Raw genomic sequence first — 23,342 nt, forward strand, 5'->3', positions numbered from 1 at the left:
GTTGATTGTAAGGTAATTAGGTGCGAATCTTTTAACATTTTTAAGATTTTTTTAATAAATTGTGCGCTAAACACTAAACATTACGTACAATGACAAGAACAATCAAGTATTTATTATTGATGTTGATTACCATTGTAGTCGGTACTTACTTATTTATAACCTATTGCAGCGAATGCGGTGCGGCGGTTACAAGTACAGAGCCCACTACACAAAAGGAAATCATTAAAGCGCCCTCGGCTACATCTTACCCCTTCGCTATAGATGGAAACGGATTTGCCTATAACACAAATGACAATTATAACTTTAACATTTCGTCTCACGACATTTTAATGCCTTTAAGTGCTGAATTGACACAAGGAGTTTCTGGTCTGCAAAGTCATTTAGAATCAAATGGAAGTAATGTTATAAAAGTAACAGGATATTACACAAGCGAAGAAGAGAACAATACTGCGTTTCCTAATTTAGGACTTGCAAGAGCAAATTCAATTAAAAATGACTTAGCTTCTAAAGGATTTTCAACTGCTCAAATTAATACCCAAGGTAAACTTATGGATGAAATGATTCCAAAAGATGGTACCTACTGGGGAGCTGCTTCATTTGGTCTTGAAGAAAAATCTGTTGATGCAGAAGATGACCTTAAAGCATTATATGAAAAAATTAATGCTAACCCATTAATCCTATATTTCGACACTGCAGAGGCATCAATAAATCTAGATGCTGAACAAAGACAAAAAATTGCTGATATTTCTAGATATTTAGATAAAGTTTCTGATGCTAAGACAAGCGTAGTTGGTCATACAGATGCCACTGGACAAGCAAGTACAAATATGAGACTAGGGCAAGACAGAGCAGAATTCGCTAAAAATTACTTAATGCAAAACGGAATAGCTGCAGATAAAATAATTGCTACGTCTAAAGGACAAACGCAACCAATTGCTACTAATGCCACTGAAGAAGGCAGAGTAAAAAATAGACGAACAGTTATTACATTAAAATAAAACATACACTAATCCTATAAATAAGTAAAATCATGAATTTTGAAAATATGAACATTTGGTGCTGGATAATTCCATTATTAGTAGGTCTTATCTGCGGTATTTTAGGTTATCTACTTGGTAGCCGTTCTGCCAAGGTAATAGACAACTCTGCTGAAATCAATAGTCTTACCGCTAGTAATACAAAGTTAAAAGGCGAATTGTCAGATTTAAACAATCTAAAAGCAAGCAACAGCAAACTAAAAGCTGATTTAGATGCGTGTAACCAAAGAGTAATTGCAGCAAGCAAAGTAGTAACACCTGCTCCGGTTGCCCCTAGCGCACCAAGTACTAATTTAGGTGCATCTGCCGCCTCTTTTGCTGCTGGCGCCGCTACAAGTAGTGCTCTAGCCTTTGATGGCTCAGCTGCAAAAGCTGCTTTTGGAAAAACCATTAAGCAAGATGACTTAAAACTTGTAGAAGGTATTGGTCCAAAAATTGAAGGCATGTTCAAAGACCATGGTATTAAAACATGGAAAGAACTTTCTGAGGCTAGCTTAGAAGCATGTCAGAAAATATTGGATACTGGTGGAACAAGATATAAAATTCACGATCCTGCTTCTTGGCCATTACAAGCTAAAATGTGTTACGAAGGTAAGTGGACAGAACTTGTAAAGTGGCAAGATGAACACAAACACGGTAAACTATAACATACCGTTTAAAGCAAAAAAAATCCCGATCATTACTGATCGGGATTTTTTATTTTATAATGCTCCGTTTGCCTCAACCCACTTAAAGTGATATTGATCTTGCGGAAATTTCATGCGCTCTGCAATTCTTTCTAACCTTGAAGGCAACTTAATTAAATAGTCACGTGCCTTTTCTGCTTCTTCATTTAAAGAACGAACAGTTTCTAATTCCCAATACGCATTAAGCTTACTTAGAATATCAACATAATCTTGTGCAGTATACACACCTAAACGTTGCGCACAGTTAGAGAAGTTCTCAAATGCCGATCCTATTGTACCACCAGACTCACGTAAAAAGTGTGCTGGCATTACAATTTTCTTCTTCATCATATCTGCAAAGGCAATCATCATACCCGATGGATCTTCACCCATTATAGTCTTTACAAATTCTCTATATGCTAAATGGTGTCTCATTTCATCACCAGCAATAATAGTACACATTTTACCCAATAAGGCATTTCCTTTTTTCTTCGCCATTTGCCCAACACGCTTATGCGAAATATTGGTAGCTAATTCTTGAAAAGAGGTATATACAAAGTTTTTATATGGATCACGATCAGTACCAATATCAAACCCATCAGAAATTAAATGTTGAGTAGTAATCTCAATTTCTTTCATATTTACCCTTCCAGATAAATAAAGATATTTATTCAACACATCACCGTGTCTATTTTCTTCAGCCGTCCAAGCGCGAACCCATTTTGCCCAACCGTTTGTTTTATGGTCACCGTGTTGGTCAACACCAACAACATCCATTAACCACGATTCATAAGTTGGTAATGCCTCTTCGGTAATGGTATCTGCCACCATGGTTACCCAAAAATCATATCCTAAATCTTTAGACTCTTCACGAATTTCTTTCACCTCTTGCAAGAATGTATCCTTTTGAGAATCTGGTAAAAAATCTGTTGGTTGCCATATATCCTCTGGTTTTATAAGGAAAGAATCCATGAAACTTTCTACCTTAGGCTCTAAGGCCTGCATCACTTCTAATCTTATATTTTTAGTAGACATAGTTTATTTTTTTTCAAAGATCGTTAATAAAACAATCTATTTTTCAGTAAAGTTAACGGTTTTCTTAGTTTCTGCCCATTTCATTGGGATAAAAGGTGTACACTGGATCACTTTGCCAATATTCTTTTGTATCTGCATTAAATACAGTTAACGGTCCTTTAAAGGCTGCACCTGTATCAATATTCCAAACATTAGCTGCTTTCTGTGGTGTCGTTTTACCAATACGAGTAACGGGTGTGTGCCCTATATAAATTTCAGAATAGTTTTTTAATCGCTTCGGATAATGAATATGATCTTTATCTAAATCTGTATTTAACGAAAGTGCCAATTCCCAAAGGGTGCGATCCCAATAGAACGTTTTTTTAAAATATTCATGCTCTATACCTTTTAGGTTCGTAAAACCCGCATGTAAAAACAATCTGTTTTCTGAATCTAGATAATAATTTTCTAAGCTTTCATAAAACTTGATGTGCCTATCTTTCGTTTCTTTAGAAGCCTTACCATACGAATTAGATGTTGCCTCACCACCATGTAGAAACCATGTTGGATTGTCTGCCTTATCGGTTAACCACTCATAACAAAGCTCATCATGATTACCGCGTAGGTATATACAATTATAGGTTTCTTTTAATTCTAAAAGAAAATTTATAGTTTCAACAGCCTCGCTCCATCCATCAATGTAATCTCCTAAAAAAATTATAGTATCATCTTCCGTTATAGCTGCTTTTTCAAGTACTTGCTTTAAAGCTTGTAATCCTGAATGAATGTCACCTACAACCAGTGCTCTTTTTGTACTCATTTAGCAAAAATCGCAATTATGGCTATTATGACAAGGATAAATATCACTAAAAAGAAAATTTTCCAAAATGAATATGGTCTATTTCCACTTAATACCCCTGTTTGCCCATTTATATAAAAATTAAACTCTTTACCATCATACCTATATGAACTTAAGTAAATGGGAAGTAAAATATGTTTGAACTTTTCATCAGATAATTTAATATCGGCATTTGCCACTCTTTGAGTATCACCACCAATATCGCGTTTTATCCAATTATAGGCAATATTCTTAGCTTCTTGAAATGATTTGTGATGCCCTTCTTTTAATGAAACCGTATATTTTTCGGTTACAAAACCAGATAGATATTTCGAATTAAAAGCCACTAAATCTTTTAAATTCCAAAAGGCGACTTTTGCCGGAATCTCTTTGCGTTTCTTTTCAGAAGCACTTATTAGAATATCATCTACAAAACCATCTATTTTACCTGAAGCATACGTCCATTTTGTTTTTCTAACCCGCCTTGTTTTTCTTGCTTTATTACTATTGTAACTTTGAGTTTCATAATAATAATCTCCTCTTTGCCCTTGATAAGAAGCAAATAGGTTAGCATCAAACGTCCAATACGGAATATACAACCCATGCAAACCTTCTGGATCTAGTGCTGCCTTCTTTAAATTGTCTGGCGCAAACCAAATTTTATCTACCCACGCCTTAAATATGGCTTGGGCTTTATTGCTATCTAATTGAAAAGGAACTAAAGCACCTGGTAAGATCCATCCTTCCTTTTCAATATCTTCTCTTATTAAAGGTTCGCTACAATACACACAATTAAGCGATTTGTAGTTTTCTTCTACATGTTGGTTGGCACCACAATTTTTACAATGTAAAAGCTCTATAGTTTCGGTATAGGCATTTTCACCTACAATCTTTAAGTAATGCTCTAATTCTAATTCTTCAAAGCTCGTTTTAGATTGCTCAATAAATTCTTCATAGCCACAGTACTCACATGTTAATTGATGTGAACCTGGCTTAAATTTTAGCTCGGCACCACAATTTGCACATGCTTTTTTATACTCCGATTGTTGAATATCGTCCATAGAAAGTATCCCTTGTCTTAGAAAGGTATGTTAGTATATGTATTGCTTAAGATTATGCCGTTGGTAATGGTGGCGGCGTATTACCGCCCAAGAAAGATTTTAGTTCTTCTATCTCTTTCAATGCAGTCCAGCTTGCCATTCCTTGTTTCCAAATCAATGAATCTCTATTAATGGTTCTGCTAGCGAACAACTCTTTTAATTTATCAATAGCTACCGGTCCTAACTGGTGTCCGTTTACGGCATAGAAATATGTTACCTGTGTTGGCATTGGCGGTGGTGCCTGTGGCTGCTGTGCAGCTTGCCCACCAAAAGGTTGTGTTGCCGGCTGACCCATTAAACCACCCATTTGTTGTGCTAATACAAAGCCCATACCCATGCCCATACCGGCACCAGCGGTACCACCTTCATTTTTAGCTGCTAGTTCCATTGCTTTCGCTGCTTTGAATTGTGCCAATTTGCCCATATCCAATTTATCTAAGCGGCTGTATTCAAAAATTTCTTTTTTAAGCTCTTCTGGCATCGATACATTTTCGATGTAGAATTTCTCTAACTCAATACCTACTCTATTAAACTCCGGCTGCATTACATCTTGGCATGTTTCAGAAAGTTCGCTAGTATTTGCTGCATATAATTCTATAGGCAAATTAGCTTCACCTACGGTATCTGTAAAACGGGTTACTATTAAGCTTTTTAAATGTTCGTTAATCTCATAGTTAGTGAAATTACCATCTGTACCCACCACATCTACTATAAATTTACCTGGATCATTGATCCTAAAACTATACGTACCAAAAGCACGTATTTCTACCAAACCGAAACGGTCATCGCTTAACATGAACGGATTTTTGGTTCCCCACTTTTCATCTGTAAAAAGGCGTGTGTTTACAAAATAAACCTCCGCTTTAAACGGACTATCAAATCCATATTTCCACCCTTTTAACGTGGTTAATATGGGTAAGTTTTGCGTATTTAACGTATACGTACCTGGTTTGAAAACATCTGCTAATTGACCTTCATTTATAAAAACTGCAGTTTGTCCTTCGCGTACAATTAACTGTGCATTGTTTTTTATTTCATTTTGGTAACGCTCAAAACGATGAACTATAGTATCGTTCGTATTATCTAGCCATTCAATTATATCTATAAACTCGTGGCTCAGTTTTTTCTTTATTTCATCAAATATGCTCATGGTCAAAATGTGTTTTAAATATGATATTCAAGATATGCATTTCATTAACAGACCCAAAACCAGAAACATATTAATTCAAAAAAACTTCTATAAACTGCTATAATTTGACATTTACTTAAGATTATTTAGGAAGTAGCTGCTTTTTCTAATTAACTTAGACTTCCTAATTTTCTTTTTAAATTTATGAAAAAGGTATTCTGTATTGGAGAATTGTTGATTGATTTCGTTGCCGAAAATCAAGGTAAAGATATAACAAAAGCTAAAGAGTTCTCAAAAAAAGCAGGTGGTGCACCTGCAAATGTTGCTTGTGCAATTAGCAAGCTTGGTGGCGATAGTTTTTTTGTTGGCTGTGTTGGTGATGATCCTTTCGGATCTTTTCTATTAAACATTCTTAAAAATGAGAAAGTTGATATCTCTTTAGCACAAAAAAGTAATACGTTTACCACCCTAGCCTTTGTATCTATTGACAAAGACGGGGAACGAGATTTCGTTTTTAATCGTGGCGCAGATAAAGAACTTACCTATAACTCATCGCTAAAATCTAGTTTTGAAAATAATATTTTACACTTTGGTGCTGCTACAGCATTTTTAGGTGGTTCATTAGAAGAGACCTACAGTAGGTATTTATTTGACGGACTAACAAAAAATGCATTTATCAGTTTTGATCCAAATTTTAGAATTGATCTTTGGAAAAATAAAGAAGATGTTTTTATACGCAAGTGCCATGCTTTTATTGAAAAATCTCATCTGTGTAAGTTTAGCCTAGAAGAGGCTCAATTACTATCTGGCAAAGATAATCTTGAGGATGCCTGTAAAGTGTTTCATGAAATGGGAACGCAAATAATAGTTGTTACCCTTGGCAGCGAAGGCACCTTGTTAAGCACATCAAATTTCAGCAAAACAATACCTAGTATAAAAGTAACACCAAAAGACACCACTGGTGCTGGTGATGCATTTATAGGTTGTCTTTTACAGCAAATTGCAGAACATACGAAGTTTGAAAATTTATTAGCCGACGAATATCTTCTTAGTAATATGGTGTCTAGAGCTAATAAAGCTGGCGCCATCACCACTGAAAATTTTGGCGCTATTGAATCACTACCTACAATACAACAATTAGATTCTTAAAATGAACCAAGCTGAATTACATAGGTTAATGACCGTAAAAGGTCAAAAGAAAAAAGGTGCACTATCTTTAGCTTCCTTATTCGACCAACGATTAGCGACCAATCTTTCGCTAATTAAAAATCAGTTTTTTTCATTATACCAAGAATCAGAACATAAAGTATATTTCTATACTGTTTTAGATACTTTAGAAACACTTTTTAACGACCGCCCAACAGAACTTCAAAAACAAGATATTGTACGTTTAAATTCAGGAAACTGGTACCAAAGTGAACAAATGGTAGGTATGCAATTGTATGTTGATCGTTTCAATCAAGATATTAACGGACTCAAAGAAAAGCTACCTTATTTTGAAGATCTAGGCATCAATTTTCTTCACCTAATGCCGATAACTACAAGGCCTGATGGCGAAAACGATGGTGGCTATGCTGTAAACAGCTATCATGAAATTGATCCTAAATACGGAACAAAAAAAGATTTTACTACGTTCACCAAAAAAGCACGAGAGAACAACATGTTCTTAATGCTAGATTTCGTTGTCAACCATACCTCAGATGAGTTTATATGGGCGAAGAAAGCGAAAGAAGGTAGCCAGCACCATCAAAATTACTATTACACCTATTCTGACCGTCACATACCAGATGAGTTTGAAAAGACGCTGCCAGAAATATTTCCGCAATCTGCACCAGGAAATTTTACCTATAATAAAGAAATGGAGAAGTGGGTAATGACCTGCTTTAACAATTACCAATGGGATTTAAATTATAGAAACCCAAAAGTATTTATTGAAATGCTCGGCAATTTAATGTCTTTGGCAAACTTGGGCGTAGATGTTATACGTTTTGATGCTCTTGCTTTTCTATGGAAAAAATTAGGAACATCATCACAAAATCTTCCTGAGGCGCATACACTTATTTCACTTTTTAGAATGTGCCTGCAAGTAATTGCACCAGGTGTTATTCTGTTGGCGGAAGCTATTGTGGCTCCTAGAAATATTATAAAGTATTTTGGTGAAGACACCACCGAAGGTAACGAGTGCGAAGTGGCATACAACGCCTCTTTAATGGCTTTATTATGGAATTCGATTGCCACTAAAAAAGCCAATTTAATGGTGAAGAGTGTTACCGAGATTCCGAATAAACCCAATGACGCCACTTGGATCAACTACATTCGTTGCCACGATGATATCGGACTTGGTTATGACGATGATTTTGTTCGTGCCGTGGGCTTTGACCCAACAGCTCACAAACAGTTTATATTAAATTATTACTGTGGCAAACTAGAATGGTCACCTGCAAAAGGGCTAATGTTCATGTACAATCCTAAAAATGGTGATGGCAGAATTACCGGAAGCGCTGCATCATTACTAGGTTTAGAAACTGCCTTGGTGCAGAACAACAAAAATATTATCGACTATGCCATCACTAAAATCTTAATGATGCACGGTATTATTTTGACCTTTGGCGGTATACCTATGATTTATGCCGGGGATGAAATTGGCACGTTAAACGACTATTCTTACGAGCAAAATGAAGACCATGTCAATGACAATAGATGGGTAAATAGACCTATGCAAAATTGGGATGTTGTTGCTAAATTGAAAACAGAAAAAGATAGTCCTGCAACTATCATTTTCAACGGCTTAAAAAACATGATTCGTTTACGTAAAGAACATAATGTTTTCGCAGATGCTAACGATTTAAAAATCTACGGTTGTCCTAACGAACATGTATTCGTTTATGAGCGTATTCACGAAGGCAATAGTGTTTGGGTATTGTCGAACTTTAACGAGGTTACCGAAACCTTGAACGTAGCTTGGTTACTTTCAATAGGAATTCATACTGGTAAAAATTCTATTAATCTGCTTACCGGTAAGACCTTTGAACTTATTCATAACGAACTTCCCCTAAAGCCTTACGAACAACTTTGGATTAAGAATATTTGAATAAAATGAATTCAACAATTGAAATAAGAAATAAACCCAAGGCTTCAATTATTTTCAATGAAGAAAAGTTTGAGATAATTGATTCGAAAGATAGTAGCAATAATGGATTTTATTTGTTCGACAAACTTCTAAATGTCGATGTCATTGAAAGAAAAACGGATTGGTACATTACCGTTTTAAGTTTTATAGTAGATATTTTTATTGGTAGTGCATCAGGAAGTAATTACAAAAACAAAGCACACTTAAAAATAGACCTTGAAGATTCTAGTATAAAAATATGGCTTTCTAATGATGATATTGATAAAGCCCACAAAGCAAAACAATTGCTAAACGAAGCTATTTTAAATGCATAAAACTTAAATCTAACTATACTTCACTTTTCTAAGAACACGAAGTGCTTCTTTAAGCGAAGCATTTATTCTTGGGTATTTTGGCTTTAAAATTTTCCTAGCATTTTCCATTCGCTCTTTAGCTTCTTCGAACCCGTTAAGAAAACATATCAAGTAAGAATCTGCTAAGTATTTCAACTGCTTCACTTCGGCAATACTCAATTCGGTATTTTTCTTTGCCTTTGCTACCAAAGCATTATTGCTTTTATAAATTCTTACTAGTTCTTCTTTATCATGTATTGGGGGATCAAAAAGTAAGTCGCTCGTAATTTGGTAAGTGCCGTTTTCACTGAAATTTATGACCACCTTTTCTAAAGGATAGTATTTTTGCTTAGCTGCTAACCCAAGCTGCACGTATTCAATGGTAGTAAAAGAATCATTGTTATATGTAATAGTAACCTCATCTAAATTAGAGTAGAATAATTTTACCTGTTCGTTTATTAATTCAATATCGACCCGATAGAAATATGTTTCTCCATTCACTACTTTTTTATTGCCTGCCCAGCATACAACAAATTGCTCTTTAAAAACCTTATAGTCACTTTCTAAATCTTTATGTCGATGATTTAAAAAATCTATGACACCATCTAAAGTAAGCTCTATATTATTTTTCGCATGCTGTTCAATTGTGGCGACAGCCTCAGAGTTGCTATCTTTTAATTCAATATCAAATACTTTGGGAAGGCTTATACTACCCTCTCTAAAAAATACAGAACCACCATAATACTTCCAGATGTTTTTTCTAAGTGAACAAATTTTACCAATAGATTTTATAGTCACTAAACCCACCACTTTACCTTCTGGCAAATGCGGAAATGGAATATTCTCGTAAGATATTAACGGGGGATTATCTAAATAAGCATTCACCAAATTCTGGATCTTACTATCATCAAAGAAGTCAACTCCAACAATCTTATTATCCTCATCTTCAACTCCAACAACAATGAAAGAATTATTCGCAGGATTGCTATTTGCCAATGCACAAACATGCTTTAAAAATTTCCCCTTACCTTCTTTTTCTCCAATTGAAATAAACCGCTTTTTATCGTAAAAACTATTCTCGTCGTTATGAGCGAGCAAGTTTTTTACCAAAAGGCGTTTATTAATCATAAGTTATAATTTTGGCTTTTGGCTTTTGGCTTTTGGCTTTTGGCTTTTGGCTTTAAAGATTTTATTCTAAAATCTTTTCATAATATCAATTTTTATCCACAATGGTTGAAGAAGCTTGTGCTGTTGGCATTACTACCAAATCCGCAATATTTACATGATACGGTCTTGTAACTACAAAATGAATGATGTCCGCTATATCTTCCGGTTTTAAGGGTTGAAATCCTTTATACACATTCTCAGCTCTATCGTCATCGCCCTTAAAACGAACATTACTGAACTCGGTTTCTACCAGCCCTGGGTTTACTGCACCAACACGCACTCCCGTGCCGTTAAGATCTATTCGCATTCCTTGGTTGATAGCATCGACAGCATGTTTACTTGCGCAATACACATTGCCTTTTGGGTAAACTTCTTTACCGGCCGTAGAACCAATATTTATAATATGACCAGATTTTCGAACCACCATTTGCGGAATTATCGCTTTAGAAACATATAATAATCCCTTCACATTAATATCTAACATAGCATCCCAATCATCAATATTACCATCTTGTATGGTATCCATTCCATGGGCGTTACCTGCATTATTGATTAAAATATCTATTTGAGAAAATTCTTTTGGTACCGAATCAACCGCTTCTTGAACAGCTTCCTTATTACGAATATCAAAATTTAAAGTATGTACCTGAACTTCTTTACCCAATTCTTCTTTTAGCGCATCTAGCCGATCTTGACGTCGACCGCATAAGACCAAATTAATTCCGTTTAAGGCAAATTGAATCGCTGTTGATTTTCCAATACCACTTGTAGCTCCTGTAATAAATGCTGTTTTCGTCATTATATTTTTTAATTATGCAACTTCATGCCCTTCGTTAGCTTCTAGCAAGATAAACCAATCTTGTACATCCATATCAATTGAAACTGCATCCATTGCAACTTTTAAACGTCTTGGTGTCGCAGTACCTACCACCGGGTGAACATTAGAAGGATGTTTTAAAATCCAAGCCAATAAAAGCTGATCTTCTGTTGCATCATATTTTTTAGTGAAATCTGCCAATACTTTTTTAATTCTTGCATTCGCCTTTGACTCTTCTCTAAAATAATTACCAAGTGGACTCCAGCTCATTGCAAGTCTATCAAACGTAATACAATCATCTAAAGTACCATCGTTCATTACCGTGTTAGATGATAATGAAAACTCAACTTGATTCGCCTCAACTTGAATTTCCTTTTCTATAAGTTGAATTTGAGATGGCGTAAAATTTGACACTCCAAATTGCCTGATTTTTCCATCATTCTTCAATTTATCTATAGCTTCTGCAATTTCTGAAGGATTCATTAAAGGGCTAGGTCTATGCAATAACAGCATATCTAAATAATCTGTCTGTAGCATTTTCAGAGACCGCTCTACCGATGAGACAATATAGTCTTTATCATAATCGTAGTGCTTGACCCTATTCGAACGTTGTTTTACATCGAACTGAATACCACATTTACTTATGAGTTGAACATCTTCTCTTTTGATAGCACTTTTTTTAAATGCTTTACCAAAATCCTCTTCATTGGTATAATCACCATAAATATCGGCATGATCAAAAGTGGTAATGTTATTTTCTAAACAATGATTCATTAGTGAAATCATCTCGGTGGTAGAATGCTGTTTGCCCCATTTGCCCCAAGTCATCGTACCTGCAATTATTCTAGAATATTTCAACGTATTATTATTTGATTAATGAAATTAAAAAGAAATCCCTTAAAACCTTCATAAAAATATGGTGTTTTCCATTTTTTTAACCTATCATTAACAGGGACTGAGTGAATAAATTTTCAATTTGCAGAACTGTTAAAATTAGAAGCCTTAACAATCAATAATATATAGTTTTAAATGGAAGAAAATACTTCAATTGACATTAGTGCTGTTAATGAGAAAATAGCAAAAGAAAGCGCTTTTATCGATTTACTGATGCTTGAAATGAATAAGGTAATCGTTGGCCAAAAATATATGGTCGAGCGATTATTAATCGGACTTTTAGGGCAAGGTCATATATTGCTAGAAGGTGTACCCGGTTTAGCAAAAACCTTGGCAATTAACACACTTTCAAAAGCTGTTAAAGGTAGTTTTAGTAGAATACAGTTTACACCAGATTTGCTTCCGGCAGATGTTGTAGGTACGATGATCTACAATATGAAACTGAACGACTTTTCTATTAAGAAAGGTCCGATTTTCGCAAATTTCGTTCTTGCAGATGAGATTAACCGTGCACCTGCTAAAGTTCAATCTGCTTTATTAGAAGCTATGCAAGAGAAGCAAGTGACCATTGGTGACGAGACTTTTATTCTTGACAAGCCCTTCTTAGTAATGGCAACTCAAAACCCGGTTGAGCAAGAAGGTACGTACCCGTTACCTGAAGCGCAAATTGACCGTTTTATGTTGAAAACTGTTATTGATTATCCGAAAATTAATGAAGAGCAGTTAATTATGCGTCAGAATTTATTGGGTAATTATGAGACCGTAAATGCTGTTGTATCCATAGAACAAATACTTAGTGCACAGAAAGCAGTACGTGAAGTATATATGGATGAAAAGATCGAGAAATACATTCTTGATATTGTTTTCGCCACTAGATATCCTGAAAAATATAATTTAGAAAGCTTAAAACCTTTAATCAGTTTTGGTGCATCACCAAGGGGAAGTATCAACTTAGGTACTGCTGCTAAATGTTATGCTTTCATTAAAAGAAGAGGTTATGTTGTTCCTGAAGATGTACGAGCTATTGTACATGATGTTTTAAGACATAGAATAGGAATCACTTACGAGGCAGAAGCTGAAAATATTACCTCTGTTGATATCATCAACAAGATTGTAAACGAGATAGAAGTACCTTGATCTGCTTGTGATATTCGGTAAATGAAATTATTTGATACCGAATATGACACACTGCTAACGGAGACTGTAAACTGTTTACTTAAAAAATGGATACCAAAGAGCTACTCAAAAAAGTACGAAAAATTGAAATAAAGACGAGACGTCTTTCTGACCATATGTTTGGTGGGGAATACCACTCTACCTTTAAAGGTCGTGGTATGACTTTTAGTGAAGTACGACAGTATCAATTTGGTGATGATGTAAGAAATATTGATTGGAACGTTACCGCCCGTTACAACGAACCTTACATAAAGGTTTTTGAAGAGGAACGAGAATTGACCATGATGCTTATGGTAGATATTAGCGGATCTGAATTATTCGGTACTACCAATCAATTTAAAAATGAAATCGTTACCGAAATATCAGCAACATTAGCTTTTAGTGCACTACAAAATAATGACAAGGTCGGTGTCATATTGTTCTCTGATCAAATAGAACTTTTTATTCCTCCAAAAAAGGGAAAAACACACGTTTTACGCATTATTAGAGAATTGATAGAGTTTAAGCCTAAAAGTAACAAAACAGATATTGCACAGGCATTAAAATTCTTGAGCAGTATCATGAAAAAGAAAGCTATCGTTTTTGTTCTTTCAGATTTTATTGATGAAGGATATGAAAAGACTTTAAAGATTACAGGTAACAAGCACGATGTAACAGGTATTCGCGTTTACGATGAACGCGAAGAAACCATCCCGAATATAGGTATGGTCCAAATTGAAGATACCGAGACCGGTAAATTACAATTGGTGAATACCAAATCTAAAAAAGTACGTAACGCTTATGCTACATATAACAGAGAACGTGTTGCTTATTTTAAAGAATCGTTTACCAAAGCTGGTTGCGGAGTTTTAGATTGCAGGGTCGATGAAAGTTATGTAAAAAAATTATTGGGCTATTTTAAACGAAGAGGTTGATACGAATGATTACTACTAATAGAACAATTGAAAGCGGTGTTTCGTTCATAAAACGAATTTCACCTTTATTGGTATTTCTACTATTCTTCGTTGAACTATCTGCTCAAGAACGACCAAATATTACAACAAAGGTCGATACCACTTTTATTAAAATTGGAGAACAGGTTCAATGGACGGTTACCGTCGATATAGATTCTACCGATTTTGTTATTTTCCCTGAAGGGCAAACATTTTCTCCTTTAGAAACCGTAGAGGCATTTGCGACAGATACCACAAGAAAAAAAGACAGACTTACACTTCAAAAAATATATGCCCTTACCCAATTCGATTCTGGCGCCTACAAATTACCATCGCAACGTATAGATATTAATGGAACTGGTTATATGACCGATTCTACACTGATCAATGTAGCTACTATACCAGTAGATACATTAAATCAGAAAATGTACGACATCAAACCACTTATCAATGTAGAAAAAAGCAATCTAGCTTTTTGGAAGTATTTGCTGATTGGCTTACTGATATTATTAATTTTAGGTGCACTTCTTTACTGGTTCGTATTTCGTAAAAAGCCACTTACCGAAGAAGAAAAAGTAGCACTTTTACCACCATACGACAGAGCTTTATTAGAACTTAAACGTTTAGAAAATTCTAAGTATTTAATACAAGACGAGTATAAAGAATACTATTCTGAATTGACCACCATTGTACGTTCTTATTTAGAAGAAGACGCAAATGTTACAGCTCTAGAAAGTACCACAGGTCAATTGATTGAGAAATTAGAACTTTTAAAAGCTGCAGGAGAATTAGAATTAGATGATGAAACCATCAAACAGTTTTCACAAATATTACAAACTGCAGATTTAGTAAAATTTGCCAAGAACAAGCCTTCTACATCGGTTGCAGAACAAGATAGAAAGCTAGTTGAGCAGATTGTAGAAAAAACACACGAAGCTTTACCAGAACCAACAGAAGAAGAGTTGCTGGAACAAGCCGAATACCAAGAAGAATTAGAGCGCAAAGCGAAAAAGAAGAAAATAAAAATTGCAATAATATCTGCCGTAGCCTTAATTCTAATAGGTATTACCATTGCCGGCGTAAAATTCGGATTTGGTTATTTAAAAGATACCGTCTTAGGGCACCCTACAAAAGAACTTTTAGAAGGCGAATGGGTACGTAGTAGTTATGGCTTTCCTCCTATTCAAATAGAGACTCCGCAAGTTCTGGTACGTCAAAAAATAAAATTGCCAGCAGAAGCTAAAGCTGTCATTGAAGATATACAAGCATTTCAATATTCTAGTCCGATCGGTCTTTTTAATGTTGCAACAACATCTGTAACGCTAGCACAGAAAGATGTGGAGCCAGAGTTTGATAAAACCATTGAACAGATTTTATCGAATTTTGAAAGTCAGGGCGCAAAGAACATCATTACCAAACAAGAAGAGTTTAGCACCATAAGTGGTGTTAAAGGGGTAAAAGTTTTTGGAAGCGGTAAATTTTTAGCGCCAGGATCCGAAGAATTAATGGAAGGCGAATATACCGTGCTCCTTTTTGGAGGAAAAGGTTTTCAACAGTATGTAATTCTTACTTGGTTAAAAGATGATACATACGCACAAGAAATAGTAGACCGAATTTTAGCATCGGTTGAAGTAAAAACAGAATTATAAATGTTCGAGAATATATCATTTGCAAATCCTGATTTCTTTTGGCTGTTTTTATTACTGCCATTAGCAATTGTGTGGTATATATTTAAACAAAAAGAGCAAACCGCATCTTTGCGAATTTCTAGCGCAAAAGGTTTTACCTACAGTAGTATTTTACCAAAACTAAAGCCAGGCTTGTTCATTCTACGTGTATTGGCATTAGGCGCCATAATTGTAGCATTGGCAAGACCTCAGACAGAAGATATATCTACACGAACCAAAACCACAAAGGGGATTGATATTGTAATGGCCATTGATGTTTCTTCTAGTATGCTGGCAAGAGATTTAAAACCCAACAGACTATCGGCACTGAAAGAAGTTGCCGCAGATTTCATCAAGCAAAGACCCAATGACCGTATTGGTCTTGTTGCTTACGCTGGTGAAGGGTATACTAAAACACCTATTACTACAGATAAAGCCATTGTACTAAATGCTCTTTCAGAAATTTCATATGGTCAATTAGATGATGGTACGGCAATTGGTATGGGACTAGCAACTTCTGTTAACCGTTTAAAAGATAGTAAGGCGAAAAGTAAAATAATCATCTTGTTGACCGATGGCGTTAACAACACTGGTTTTATAGAGCCACAAACCGCATCTGAACTTGCACTCGAATTTGGTATTAAAACATACACTATAGGCTTAGGTACTAACGGCAATGCCCTTACACCTATTTCTTATAATGCCGATGGCTCTTTTAGATTTGGCATGCGACAAGTAGAAATAGACGAAGAATTGCTGAAAGATATCGCAAATACTACAGGCGGAAGATATTTTAGAGCCACTGACAACGAATCTCTAGAAGAAATCTATGATGAAATTAACAAACTAGAAAAAACGGAGGTAGAGGAATTTAAATATTACCGTTACGAAGAGAAATTTAGACTTTGGGTTTTATTGGCTGGAGGTTTGCTTTTATTAGAATGGATTTTAAGAAACACGCTTTTTAGAAGCTTTGTATAATATGGTACAGTACGACGAAAAAATATATTTTTATTTACTCATCATCATTCCGGTGATAGTGGTGTTGTTCCTATTATTATTGGTATGGAAAAAGAGAACGCAAAAGAAATTTGCGGACACCGAACTTTTAAAAAGGCTAACACCAAATCGTTCTTATAATAAAGGAGGTCTAAAATTGGTCGTTTTTATTCTAGCATTGGCATTAATGATCACAGGGCTGGTAAATCCTAAAATAGGCACAAAACTAGAGACCGTTAAAAGAGAAGGTGTAGATATTGTTTTTGCTGTTGATGTAAGTAAAAGTATGCTTGCAGAAGACATTGCCCCAAACAGATTGGAGAAGGCAAAAAGATTGGTTTCTGAAATAATAAATCAACTTGCAAGTGACCGTATTGGCATTATAGCCTACGCAGGAAAAGCATACCCACAGCTACCGATTACAACAGATTATGGCGCTGCAAAAATGTTCTTACAGGGCATGAATACAGATATGCTAACATCTCAAGGTACGGCTATTGACCAAGCAATTGAATTAGCTACTACCTATTACGATGATGCAGAACAGACCAACCGTGTATTATTCATTATCTCTGACGGTGAAGATCATTCTGAAGGTTCTACATTAGATGCTGTAGAAGATGCCGTTGATGAAGGTATTATTATTTACACCATTGGTGTTGGTAAAGAAAAGGGTGCTCCGATACCGATTAAAAGAAACGGAATATTAGAAAGCTTAAAAAAGGATAGTCAAGGAGAAACCGTAATCACTCGTTTAAACGAGAGTGTTTTAGTAGATATTGCTAATGAAGGTGACGGGCAATATATAGATGGTTCTAACACTGATGAAGCCGTAGAATTTATTAAAGAAGAATTGTTGAAAATGGATAAAAAGGAATTTGAAGCCAAACAATTCGCAGAATATAAAGATCAGTTTCAATGGTTTATTGGCGGGGCATTGTTGCTTCTCTTTTTAGATATATTTATCTTGGACCGCAAGACAAGCTGGTTAAAGAAACTCAATTTGTTCAATGAGAAAAGAAATGAATAAAATAAATACAGTTTTAATACTACTTTTTGTTTGCTTTTCATCTTTTGCGCAAGAGGTTGATGAGAAAGAAAAACAAAAGTCTTTGCAATCATCTACCAATCTTACTTGGGATGCTAACAAGGCATTATCAGAAGATGACTTTATTGCTGCAGAAGTAGATTACAGAAAGGCAATTTCAAAAAGTTCAGATAATAGCGCAGCCCCATATAATTTAGGTAACGCCTATTACGAAAATCAAACCTATAATGAAGCCTTTGGCAGATTTAAAGAAGCAGGCGAAGCATCTACATCTAAAGCGGACAAACATAAAGCTTACCACAATATGGGTAATGTTTTTATGAAGCGTAAAGATTATGCTAAAGCGGTAGAAGCTTATAAAGAGGCCTTACGCAAAGATCCTACAGATGAAGAAACCCGTTATAATTTAGCCTTGGCAAAAGAGCTTTTGAAAAAAGAACAAGACGAAAATAAGCAAGACCAAGACGACAAGGACAAGGATAAAGATCAAGACGAGAACAAAGACCAAGATAAAAAAGACGAAGGCGACAACGAGGATAAGAAAGATGAAGGCGAGGACGGTGACAAGGGCGACGAAGGCGATAAAGACGAAGAGAAGAAAGACGATAATAAGGATGGTGAAGGGGACAACAAATCTGATCAAAAGAAGAAACCTGAACAAGGTGAAGGCGAGAACGAACAAGAACAACAACAACCTAGACCTAATCAACTTTCTAAGCAACAGGTTGAGAATTTATTGAGAGCCATGCAAAATGCAGAAAAAAAGGTGCAAGATAAAATCGATGCTAAAAAAGTAAAAGGTGCTAAAATTAAAACCGAAAAAGATTGGTAGACTTTAAGTCCATAGCTAAACTTGGGTTAGTATTAACCGTTTTTCTATCATCAATTTTGATGATGGGCCAAGATAACAATGCCGTTACTTTTGAGATGAAACTAAGCAAACCAAAGCTTGGTTTAAACGAAAGACTACGCGTAGATTTTATTATGAACCGTGATGGCGATAATTTTAGCCCTCCAGATTTCAACGGATTCAAAGTAGTTATGGGACCTTCTCAATCTATTAGTTCTTCATGGATTAATGGGGTTAGAAGTTACTCGAAATCCTATTCATATACACTATCCCCTACTGCAAGAGGAAAATTCACCATTAAACAAGCATCCATTGTAATTGGTGGCGAAACCTATAAATCATTGGCGCAAAATGTAGAAGTAACTGCAGCTGTAGATAAGCCTAGTGATCAAATGACGGCGGATGATATAGCAGATGAAAATTTACATTTGGTTGCCGAGATTTCAAAAACCAACCCGTATTTAAACGAAGCCATTACTGTTATTTACAAGTTGTATGTTAGTCCAGATATTAGGGTGTCGAATTATCAACCTTTAGACAACCCTACTTATAATAATTTTTGGAGTCAAGATATTAAGGTAAATATGCTTAGTGCGCAAAATGGCACTTATAAAGGCAAACCATATCGTTATGTAATCTTAAAACGTGTTGTTCTTTATCCGCAAAAAGCTGGAAAATTAAACATCGAACCTTTATCTCTTGAGGTAACCGTAGATGTACCTACTGCAAGACGGGATTTCTTTGGTCAACGAATGTATGCTCAAACCAACAAAACCGTATCTGCAGGTAGTAGAACAATTAATGTAAAAGCATTGCCAATTGATAATCAACCTGCTGATTTTAATGGCGCTGTAGGTGATTTTGATTTTGCGGTCACAACAAGCAAAACGAGTTTAAATGCTTCAGAATCTTTGCAAGCAACGGTAGAAGTTAGTGGTAAGGGAAATTTAAAATTATTTAAACTTCCAGAACCTGAATTACCAAGTGCGCTAGAAGTTTATGAGCCTGAGTTTACAGAGGGTGTTAGAACAACTTTGGCAGGTATGCAGGGTAAGGTTAGCAACCAATACACCATTGTGCCTTCTTTTAGAGGTAAATATCCTATTTCACCTTTAAGCTTTAGTTATTTTAATCCTTCCACCGGAAAATATAAAACACTTACATCTGATGAAATAGTCATTAACGTTTTAGAAGGTCCGTTAAGCGCTTCGTCTAATTCTGATGCAAATACCAATAGCAACAAACAATCTGTTATTAGCAGCGGAAATGAATTCAATTTCTTGAAACTTACACCAAATCTAACAAGCAAATCGGCTTCATACTTTTTTGATTCCACCTCTTTTTACGTGTGGTTATTGAGTCCGCTATTACTAATTCCTTTAGCCATTTTCTTTAGAAAGAAAAGAGATGCTGTCGCTGGTGATATTGTAGGTAATAAAATTAGAAAAGCAAATAAACTTGCACGTAAGTATTTATCTGACGCAAGAAAACAACTAGGTAATAAAGAATCTTTTTATGTCGCCCTTGAACGAGCGCTACATAATTACTTAAAGGCCAAACTGAAAATTGAAACTTCAGAATTCAGTAAAGATAAAATTACCGAGCTACTTACAGAGAAGCAAATAGACAACACTGCTGTAGATAGTTTTATAGCGCTTCTTAAAAATTGCGAAGCGGCAAGATATAGCCCATTCTCAAACGTACAAATGCAAGCCGATTATGATAAGGCAAGCGATGTAATTTCTATAATGGATAAACAATTATAAGTATGTTCAAAAAGCTAGCTACTCTTATTAGCCTTTTCTCGGTTCTATTTTGCACCGCTCAGAACAACAAATTATTTGAGCAGGCTACCGAAGCATATAATGCCGGTGAGTATGACCAGGCGGTAACTTATTATGACGATATTCTAAGTAATGGCAAGCATTCTGCTGCGGTATACTATAACCTAGGTAATTCGTATTACAAGCTTAATAAAATTGCTGAGAGCATCTATTTTTATGAGAAAGCTTTACTGCTATCACCAAACGATTCAGAGATAAAAACAAATTTAAGCTATGCTCAGAATATGACCATAGATGCTATTGATACCATGCCCGAAACAGGATTATCAAAATTGTATAACAACATAACAGGCAAACTAACATTTGACCAATGGGCATATGTAGCCATAGGCTTCATGTTACTTTTTGTTCTTTTATATATCTACTTTTACAACTCAAGTTACAGCACTAGAAAACGATTTACATTTATTGCTAGTTTACTTGCGCTGTTCTTATGTTTAATTTCTGTTCTTTTCGCATTTATTCAACGAAATGATTTTGATGAAAATCAACCTGCAATAATATTCGCCGAAGAAAGCATTGTAAAATCTGAGCCTAATAACACCAGTGCAGAAGTATTTTTGATTCATGCAGGCACCAAAGTAAATGTTTTAGACCAATTAAATGATTGGAATAAAATTAAGTTATCAGATGGTAAAACAGGGTGGATTCAAAACAACGAACTTAAACTGTTAAAGGATTTTTAGAAAATTGTTAACAGTATTTAACCATTTCAACACTATCTTTACGATTGATTTTTAGTATATGACTTTTTTCGCACGCTTTACTTTATTGTTATTATGGCTTTTTGCAGTTACTGCACCGAGCATTATAACGCTATGCGATGTTGAAAACCCAATTGTAATTACCAATCTTAACGAAGAAGAACAAGAGTCTGGTAAAAAATCTATGGGTGAAGAAAAGTTCGTTAAAGAAAATTCTTTGGATTTTTCAATAGTTGCCATTTTTGAAAATTCAATTAATAGCAATTTTAATATTGAAGGTTACCAAGACCTATCATTAGAGGTATTATCTCCACCTCCCGACCAATTTAGTTAGTCATTTTCGTATTTTATCAATTAACTAATCTGTCCTGAACTAATTCGAGGGCACAATTATATTATTTCATGTTCAAACATATCAAAAATGATATTCCTGCGAGTATCGTTGTATTTTTCGTTGCACTACCATTATGTCTAGGTATTGCTTTAGCTAGTGGTGCACCATTATTTTCAGGAGTAATTGCCGGTATTATCGGTGGTGTTTTAGTGGGTGCCCTTAGTGGCTCTAAAATCGGAGTTAGTGGTCCTGCTGCAGGTCTCGCTGCAATTGTACTAACAGCAATTGGTACTCTAGGCGGTTATGAAAATTTCTTAGTGGCTGTTGTACTAGGTGGTATTATCCAAATGGTATTCGGGATTTTAAAGGCCGGTGTAATTGGTTATTATTTTCCTTCTTCTGTAATTAAAGGAATGCTTACCGGTATTGGTATCATTATCATTCTAAAACAGATTCCTCACTTTTTTGGTTATGATCCTGATCCAGAAGGTGATTGGGCATTTTTTCAAGTAGATGGAGAAAATACGTTTTCTGAGATTCTTAATACTATTAATAATATTAGCCCAGGTGCTACCTTAATTGCCATTATTGGTCTTGCAATCCTTTTACTTTGGGACAAAGTACTTTCTAAGAAAGGCAAAGTATTTCAAATTATACAAGGTCCGTTAGTAGCTGTTGCCATTGGTATCTTGTTTTATGTTTTTACCCAAGACAATGAAGTCTTAGGTATCTCAAAAGATCACTTGGTAAGTGTTCCGGTACCAGAAGATTTTTCATCTTTTATAGGTCAGTTTCGCTTTCCTAATTTTAGCGCCATAACTAATCCGCAAGTTTGGATCACTGCCTTTACCATAGCACTGGTAGCCAGTTTAGAGACCTTGCTTTGTGTAGAAGCAACCGACAAATTAGATCCGCATAAAAATGTGACTCCGACCAACAGAGAATTACTTGCACAAGGTGCCGGTAACATCGTATCTGGTCTTATTGGTGGTCTACCAATAACTCAAGTAATCGTTCGTAGCTCAGCCAACATACAATCTGGTGGTAGAACCAAATTATCTGCTATAATTCATGGTTTCTTACTATTAATTTCTGTAGTCTTGATTCCTACATTGTTAAATATGATCCCATTATCAGTTTTAGCTGCAATTTTATTTATTGTTGGATTTAAATTAGCAAAACCATCTCTATTCCTTAAAATGTACAAATTGGGATGGAAACAATCAATACCTTTCTTTGTAACCGTAATAGGTATTGTTTTCACAGATTTATTGGTAGGTATTAGTTTAGGTCTTGCAGTTGGTATCGTTGTTATTTTACTAAAAAGTTACCAAAACTCTCACTTTCTTCATATTGAGGATAATAGTGATGGTAAGCATAAAATTAAAATGACCTTGGCAGAAGAGGTTACTTTCTTTAACAAAGGTGCTATTTTAAAAGAATTGGACAGTCTTCCTGATAACACTTACTTAGAGCTAGATGTATTAAAGACAAGGTTCCTAGATTATGATATTATAGAGATATTAGAAGATTTCAGCCTAAAGGCCAAAGAAAGAAATATTGACATTAAGCTAATTTCTAAGCGTGGTGTGGTAGAAAACCCGCCAAGTTATATTCAGTTCTTTGAGCAAAGACCAAAATCGGATCTAAGCTTAAGCTAAAAAA

The 23,342-nt window shown here is 35.2% G+C and carries 22 protein-coding genes; 15 read left to right on the forward strand and 7 right to left on the reverse strand.

Annotation, left to right across the window (positions count from 1 at the left end):
• Nucleotides 1-89: 89 nt before the first annotated feature.
• Together Q4500_RS05895 and Q4500_RS05900 are read left to right on the forward strand one after the other, a co-directional pair.
• Nucleotides 90-998: an OmpA family protein gene (locus tag Q4500_RS05895; RefSeq protein WP_303598787.1), complete on the forward strand. Its 909-nt coding sequence runs from the start codon at nucleotides 90-92 to the stop codon at nucleotides 996-998.
• Between the two features lie 32 nt (nucleotides 999-1,030).
• On the forward strand, nucleotides 1,031-1,684 hold the full coding sequence (locus tag Q4500_RS05900) for a hypothetical protein (RefSeq protein WP_303598788.1): 654 nt from the start codon (nucleotides 1,031-1,033) through the stop codon (nucleotides 1,682-1,684).
• Between the two features lie 54 nt (nucleotides 1,685-1,738).
• Here the strand turns inward: Q4500_RS05900 and Q4500_RS05905 are convergent, their stop codons facing one another.
• The 4 genes from Q4500_RS05905 to Q4500_RS05920 all read right to left on the reverse strand — a co-directional run bounded on the left by Q4500_RS05905 (nucleotide 1,739) and on the right by Q4500_RS05920 (nucleotide 5,804).
• On the reverse strand, nucleotides 1,739-2,737 hold the full coding sequence (locus tag Q4500_RS05905; protein WP_299321340.1) for an acyl-ACP desaturase: 999 nt from the start codon (nucleotides 2,735-2,737) through the stop codon (nucleotides 1,739-1,741).
• 64 nt (nucleotides 2,738-2,801) lie between these two features.
• Nucleotides 2,802-3,536, reverse strand: coding sequence for a metallophosphoesterase family protein (locus Q4500_RS05910; protein ID WP_303598789.1), 735 nt, complete (start codon nucleotides 3,534-3,536; stop codon nucleotides 2,802-2,804).
• A complete protein-coding gene (locus Q4500_RS05915; RefSeq protein ID WP_303598790.1) occupies nucleotides 3,533-4,615 on the reverse strand; it encodes a DNA helicase PriA in 1,083 nt (360 codons plus the stop codon). Before Q4500_RS05915 ends, Q4500_RS05910 begins: the two co-directional genes overlap by 4 nt.
• A gap of 52 nt (nucleotides 4,616-4,667) precedes the next feature.
• Nucleotides 4,668-5,804: an SPFH domain-containing protein gene (locus tag Q4500_RS05920; protein ID WP_303598791.1), complete on the reverse strand. Its 1,137-nt coding sequence runs from the start codon at nucleotides 5,802-5,804 to the stop codon at nucleotides 4,668-4,670.
• 183 nt (nucleotides 5,805-5,987) lie between these two features.
• Here Q4500_RS05920 and Q4500_RS05925 point away from each other — a divergent pair, with 183 nt between their 5' ends.
• From Q4500_RS05925 to Q4500_RS05935, 3 genes are read left to right on the forward strand one after another with little or no spacing between them, the layout of a single operon-like run.
• Complete coding sequence (locus tag Q4500_RS05925; RefSeq protein WP_303598792.1) at nucleotides 5,988-6,932, forward strand: carbohydrate kinase; 945 nt, start codon at nucleotides 5,988-5,990, stop codon at nucleotides 6,930-6,932.
• Between the two features lies 1 nt (nucleotide 6,933).
• Nucleotides 6,934-8,874, forward strand: a complete 1,941-nt coding sequence (locus tag Q4500_RS05930) for an amylosucrase (protein ID WP_303598793.1) — start codon at nucleotides 6,934-6,936, stop codon at nucleotides 8,872-8,874.
• A gap of 5 nt (nucleotides 8,875-8,879) precedes the next feature.
• The gene (locus Q4500_RS05935) at nucleotides 8,880-9,227 is read left to right on the forward strand and encodes a hypothetical protein (protein WP_303598794.1); all 348 of its coding nucleotides are present in this window, start codon (nucleotides 8,880-8,882) and stop codon (nucleotides 9,225-9,227) included.
• A gap of 9 nt (nucleotides 9,228-9,236) precedes the next feature.
• Here the strand turns inward: Q4500_RS05935 and Q4500_RS05940 are convergent, their stop codons facing one another.
• The 3 genes from Q4500_RS05940 to Q4500_RS05950 all read right to left on the reverse strand — a co-directional run bounded on the left by Q4500_RS05940 (nucleotide 9,237) and on the right by Q4500_RS05950 (nucleotide 12,087).
• The gene (locus Q4500_RS05940) at nucleotides 9,237-10,373 is read right to left on the reverse strand and encodes an ATP-binding protein (protein ID WP_303598795.1); all 1,137 of its coding nucleotides are present in this window, start codon (nucleotides 10,371-10,373) and stop codon (nucleotides 9,237-9,239) included.
• An 85-nt stretch (nucleotides 10,374-10,458) separates the two neighbouring features.
• Nucleotides 10,459-11,211 carry an SDR family NAD(P)-dependent oxidoreductase gene (locus Q4500_RS05945; RefSeq protein ID WP_303598796.1) on the reverse strand — a complete coding sequence of 251 codons (753 nt, stop codon included), beginning with the start codon at nucleotides 11,209-11,211 and terminating at the stop codon, nucleotides 10,459-10,461.
• A 12-nt stretch (nucleotides 11,212-11,223) separates the two neighbouring features.
• Entirely contained in the window at nucleotides 11,224-12,087 is an 864-nt protein-coding gene (locus Q4500_RS05950) for an aldo/keto reductase family oxidoreductase (protein WP_303598797.1), read from the reverse strand.
• 171 nt (nucleotides 12,088-12,258) lie between these two features.
• On the opposite strand from Q4500_RS05950, the gene Q4500_RS05955 reads away from it, so the two are divergent.
• From Q4500_RS05955 to Q4500_RS06000, 10 genes are all read left to right on the forward strand, one after another.
• Nucleotides 12,259-13,260, forward strand: a complete 1,002-nt coding sequence (locus Q4500_RS05955) for a MoxR family ATPase (RefSeq protein WP_303598798.1) — start codon at nucleotides 12,259-12,261, stop codon at nucleotides 13,258-13,260.
• Nucleotides 13,261-13,346: 86 nt separating this feature from the next.
• On the forward strand, nucleotides 13,347-14,213 hold the full coding sequence (locus Q4500_RS05960) for a DUF58 domain-containing protein (protein WP_303598799.1): 867 nt from the start codon (nucleotides 13,347-13,349) through the stop codon (nucleotides 14,211-14,213).
• Between the two features lie 5 nt (nucleotides 14,214-14,218).
• The gene (locus tag Q4500_RS05965) at nucleotides 14,219-15,880 is read left to right on the forward strand and encodes a hypothetical protein (RefSeq protein WP_303598800.1); all 1,662 of its coding nucleotides are present in this window, start codon (nucleotides 14,219-14,221) and stop codon (nucleotides 15,878-15,880) included.
• Complete coding sequence (locus Q4500_RS05970) at nucleotides 15,881-16,879, forward strand: VWA domain-containing protein (protein ID WP_303598801.1); 999 nt, start codon at nucleotides 15,881-15,883, stop codon at nucleotides 16,877-16,879.
• A 1-nt stretch (nucleotide 16,880) separates the two neighbouring features.
• Complete coding sequence (locus Q4500_RS05975) at nucleotides 16,881-17,927, forward strand: VWA domain-containing protein (RefSeq protein ID WP_303598802.1); 1,047 nt, start codon at nucleotides 16,881-16,883, stop codon at nucleotides 17,925-17,927.
• A complete protein-coding gene (locus Q4500_RS05980; protein ID WP_303598803.1) occupies nucleotides 17,920-18,777 on the forward strand; it encodes a tetratricopeptide repeat protein in 858 nt (285 codons plus the stop codon). Before Q4500_RS05975 ends, Q4500_RS05980 begins: the two co-directional genes overlap by 8 nt.
• 59 nt (nucleotides 18,778-18,836) lie before the next feature.
• Nucleotides 18,837-20,561, forward strand: coding sequence for a BatD family protein (locus Q4500_RS05985; RefSeq protein WP_303598825.1), 1,725 nt, complete (start codon nucleotides 18,837-18,839; stop codon nucleotides 20,559-20,561).
• A 2-nt stretch (nucleotides 20,562-20,563) separates the two neighbouring features.
• Nucleotides 20,564-21,325 (forward strand): tetratricopeptide repeat protein, encoded by a 762-nt coding sequence (locus Q4500_RS05990; RefSeq protein WP_303598804.1) that lies wholly within the window; start codon nucleotides 20,564-20,566, stop codon nucleotides 21,323-21,325.
• A 58-nt stretch (nucleotides 21,326-21,383) separates the two neighbouring features.
• Nucleotides 21,384-21,677: a hypothetical protein gene (locus Q4500_RS05995; protein ID WP_303598805.1), complete on the forward strand. Its 294-nt coding sequence runs from the start codon at nucleotides 21,384-21,386 to the stop codon at nucleotides 21,675-21,677.
• A 68-nt stretch (nucleotides 21,678-21,745) separates the two neighbouring features.
• Nucleotides 21,746-23,338 (forward strand): SulP family inorganic anion transporter, encoded by a 1,593-nt coding sequence (locus Q4500_RS06000; RefSeq protein ID WP_303598806.1) that lies wholly within the window; start codon nucleotides 21,746-21,748, stop codon nucleotides 23,336-23,338.
• Nucleotides 23,339-23,342 lie beyond the last annotated feature (4 nt).

The sequence above is a fragment of the Maribacter sp. 1_MG-2023 genome (genome assembly GCF_030547005.1).
GTDB lineage: Bacteria > Bacteroidota > Bacteroidia > Flavobacteriales > Flavobacteriaceae > Maribacter.

Coding starts and splice junctions, on each gene's coding strand:
- Q4500_RS05895 (WP_303598787.1), top strand. CDS start 90: ATGACAAGAACAATCAAGTATTTATTATTGATGTTGATTACCATTGTA.
- Q4500_RS05900 (WP_303598788.1), top strand. CDS start 1,031: ATGAATTTTGAAAATATGAACATTTGGTGCTGGATAATTCCATTATTA.
- Q4500_RS05905 (WP_299321340.1), bottom strand. CDS start 2,737: ATGTCTACTAAAAATATAAGATTAGAAGTGATGCAGGCCTTAGAGCCT.
- Q4500_RS05910 (WP_303598789.1), bottom strand. CDS start 3,536: ATGAGTACAAAAAGAGCACTGGTTGTAGGTGACATTCATTCAGGATTA.
- Q4500_RS05915 (WP_303598790.1), bottom strand. CDS start 4,615: ATGGACGATATTCAACAATCGGAGTATAAAAAAGCATGTGCAAATTGT.
- Q4500_RS05920 (WP_303598791.1), bottom strand. CDS start 5,804: ATGAGCATATTTGATGAAATAAAGAAAAAACTGAGCCACGAGTTTATA.
- Q4500_RS05925 (WP_303598792.1), top strand. CDS start 5,988: ATGAAAAAGGTATTCTGTATTGGAGAATTGTTGATTGATTTCGTTGCC.
- Q4500_RS05930 (WP_303598793.1), top strand. CDS start 6,934: ATGAACCAAGCTGAATTACATAGGTTAATGACCGTAAAAGGTCAAAAG.
- Q4500_RS05935 (WP_303598794.1), top strand. CDS start 8,880: ATGAATTCAACAATTGAAATAAGAAATAAACCCAAGGCTTCAATTATT.
- Q4500_RS05940 (WP_303598795.1), bottom strand. CDS start 10,373: ATGATTAATAAACGCCTTTTGGTAAAAAACTTGCTCGCTCATAACGAC.
- Q4500_RS05945 (WP_303598796.1), bottom strand. CDS start 11,211: ATGACGAAAACAGCATTTATTACAGGAGCTACAAGTGGTATTGGAAAA.
- Q4500_RS05955 (WP_303598798.1), top strand. CDS start 12,259: ATGGAAGAAAATACTTCAATTGACATTAGTGCTGTTAATGAGAAAATA.
- Q4500_RS05960 (WP_303598799.1), top strand. CDS start 13,347: ATGGATACCAAAGAGCTACTCAAAAAAGTACGAAAAATTGAAATAAAG.
- Q4500_RS05965 (WP_303598800.1), top strand. CDS start 14,219: ATGATTACTACTAATAGAACAATTGAAAGCGGTGTTTCGTTCATAAAA.
- Q4500_RS05970 (WP_303598801.1), top strand. CDS start 15,881: ATGTTCGAGAATATATCATTTGCAAATCCTGATTTCTTTTGGCTGTTT.
- Q4500_RS05975 (WP_303598802.1), top strand. CDS start 16,881: ATGGTACAGTACGACGAAAAAATATATTTTTATTTACTCATCATCATT.
- Q4500_RS05980 (WP_303598803.1), top strand. CDS start 17,920: ATGAATAAAATAAATACAGTTTTAATACTACTTTTTGTTTGCTTTTCA.
- Q4500_RS05985 (WP_303598825.1), top strand. CDS start 18,837: ATGATGGGCCAAGATAACAATGCCGTTACTTTTGAGATGAAACTAAGC.
- Q4500_RS05990 (WP_303598804.1), top strand. CDS start 20,564: ATGTTCAAAAAGCTAGCTACTCTTATTAGCCTTTTCTCGGTTCTATTT.
- Q4500_RS05995 (WP_303598805.1), top strand. CDS start 21,384: ATGACTTTTTTCGCACGCTTTACTTTATTGTTATTATGGCTTTTTGCA.
- Q4500_RS06000 (WP_303598806.1), top strand. CDS start 21,746: ATGTTCAAACATATCAAAAATGATATTCCTGCGAGTATCGTTGTATTT.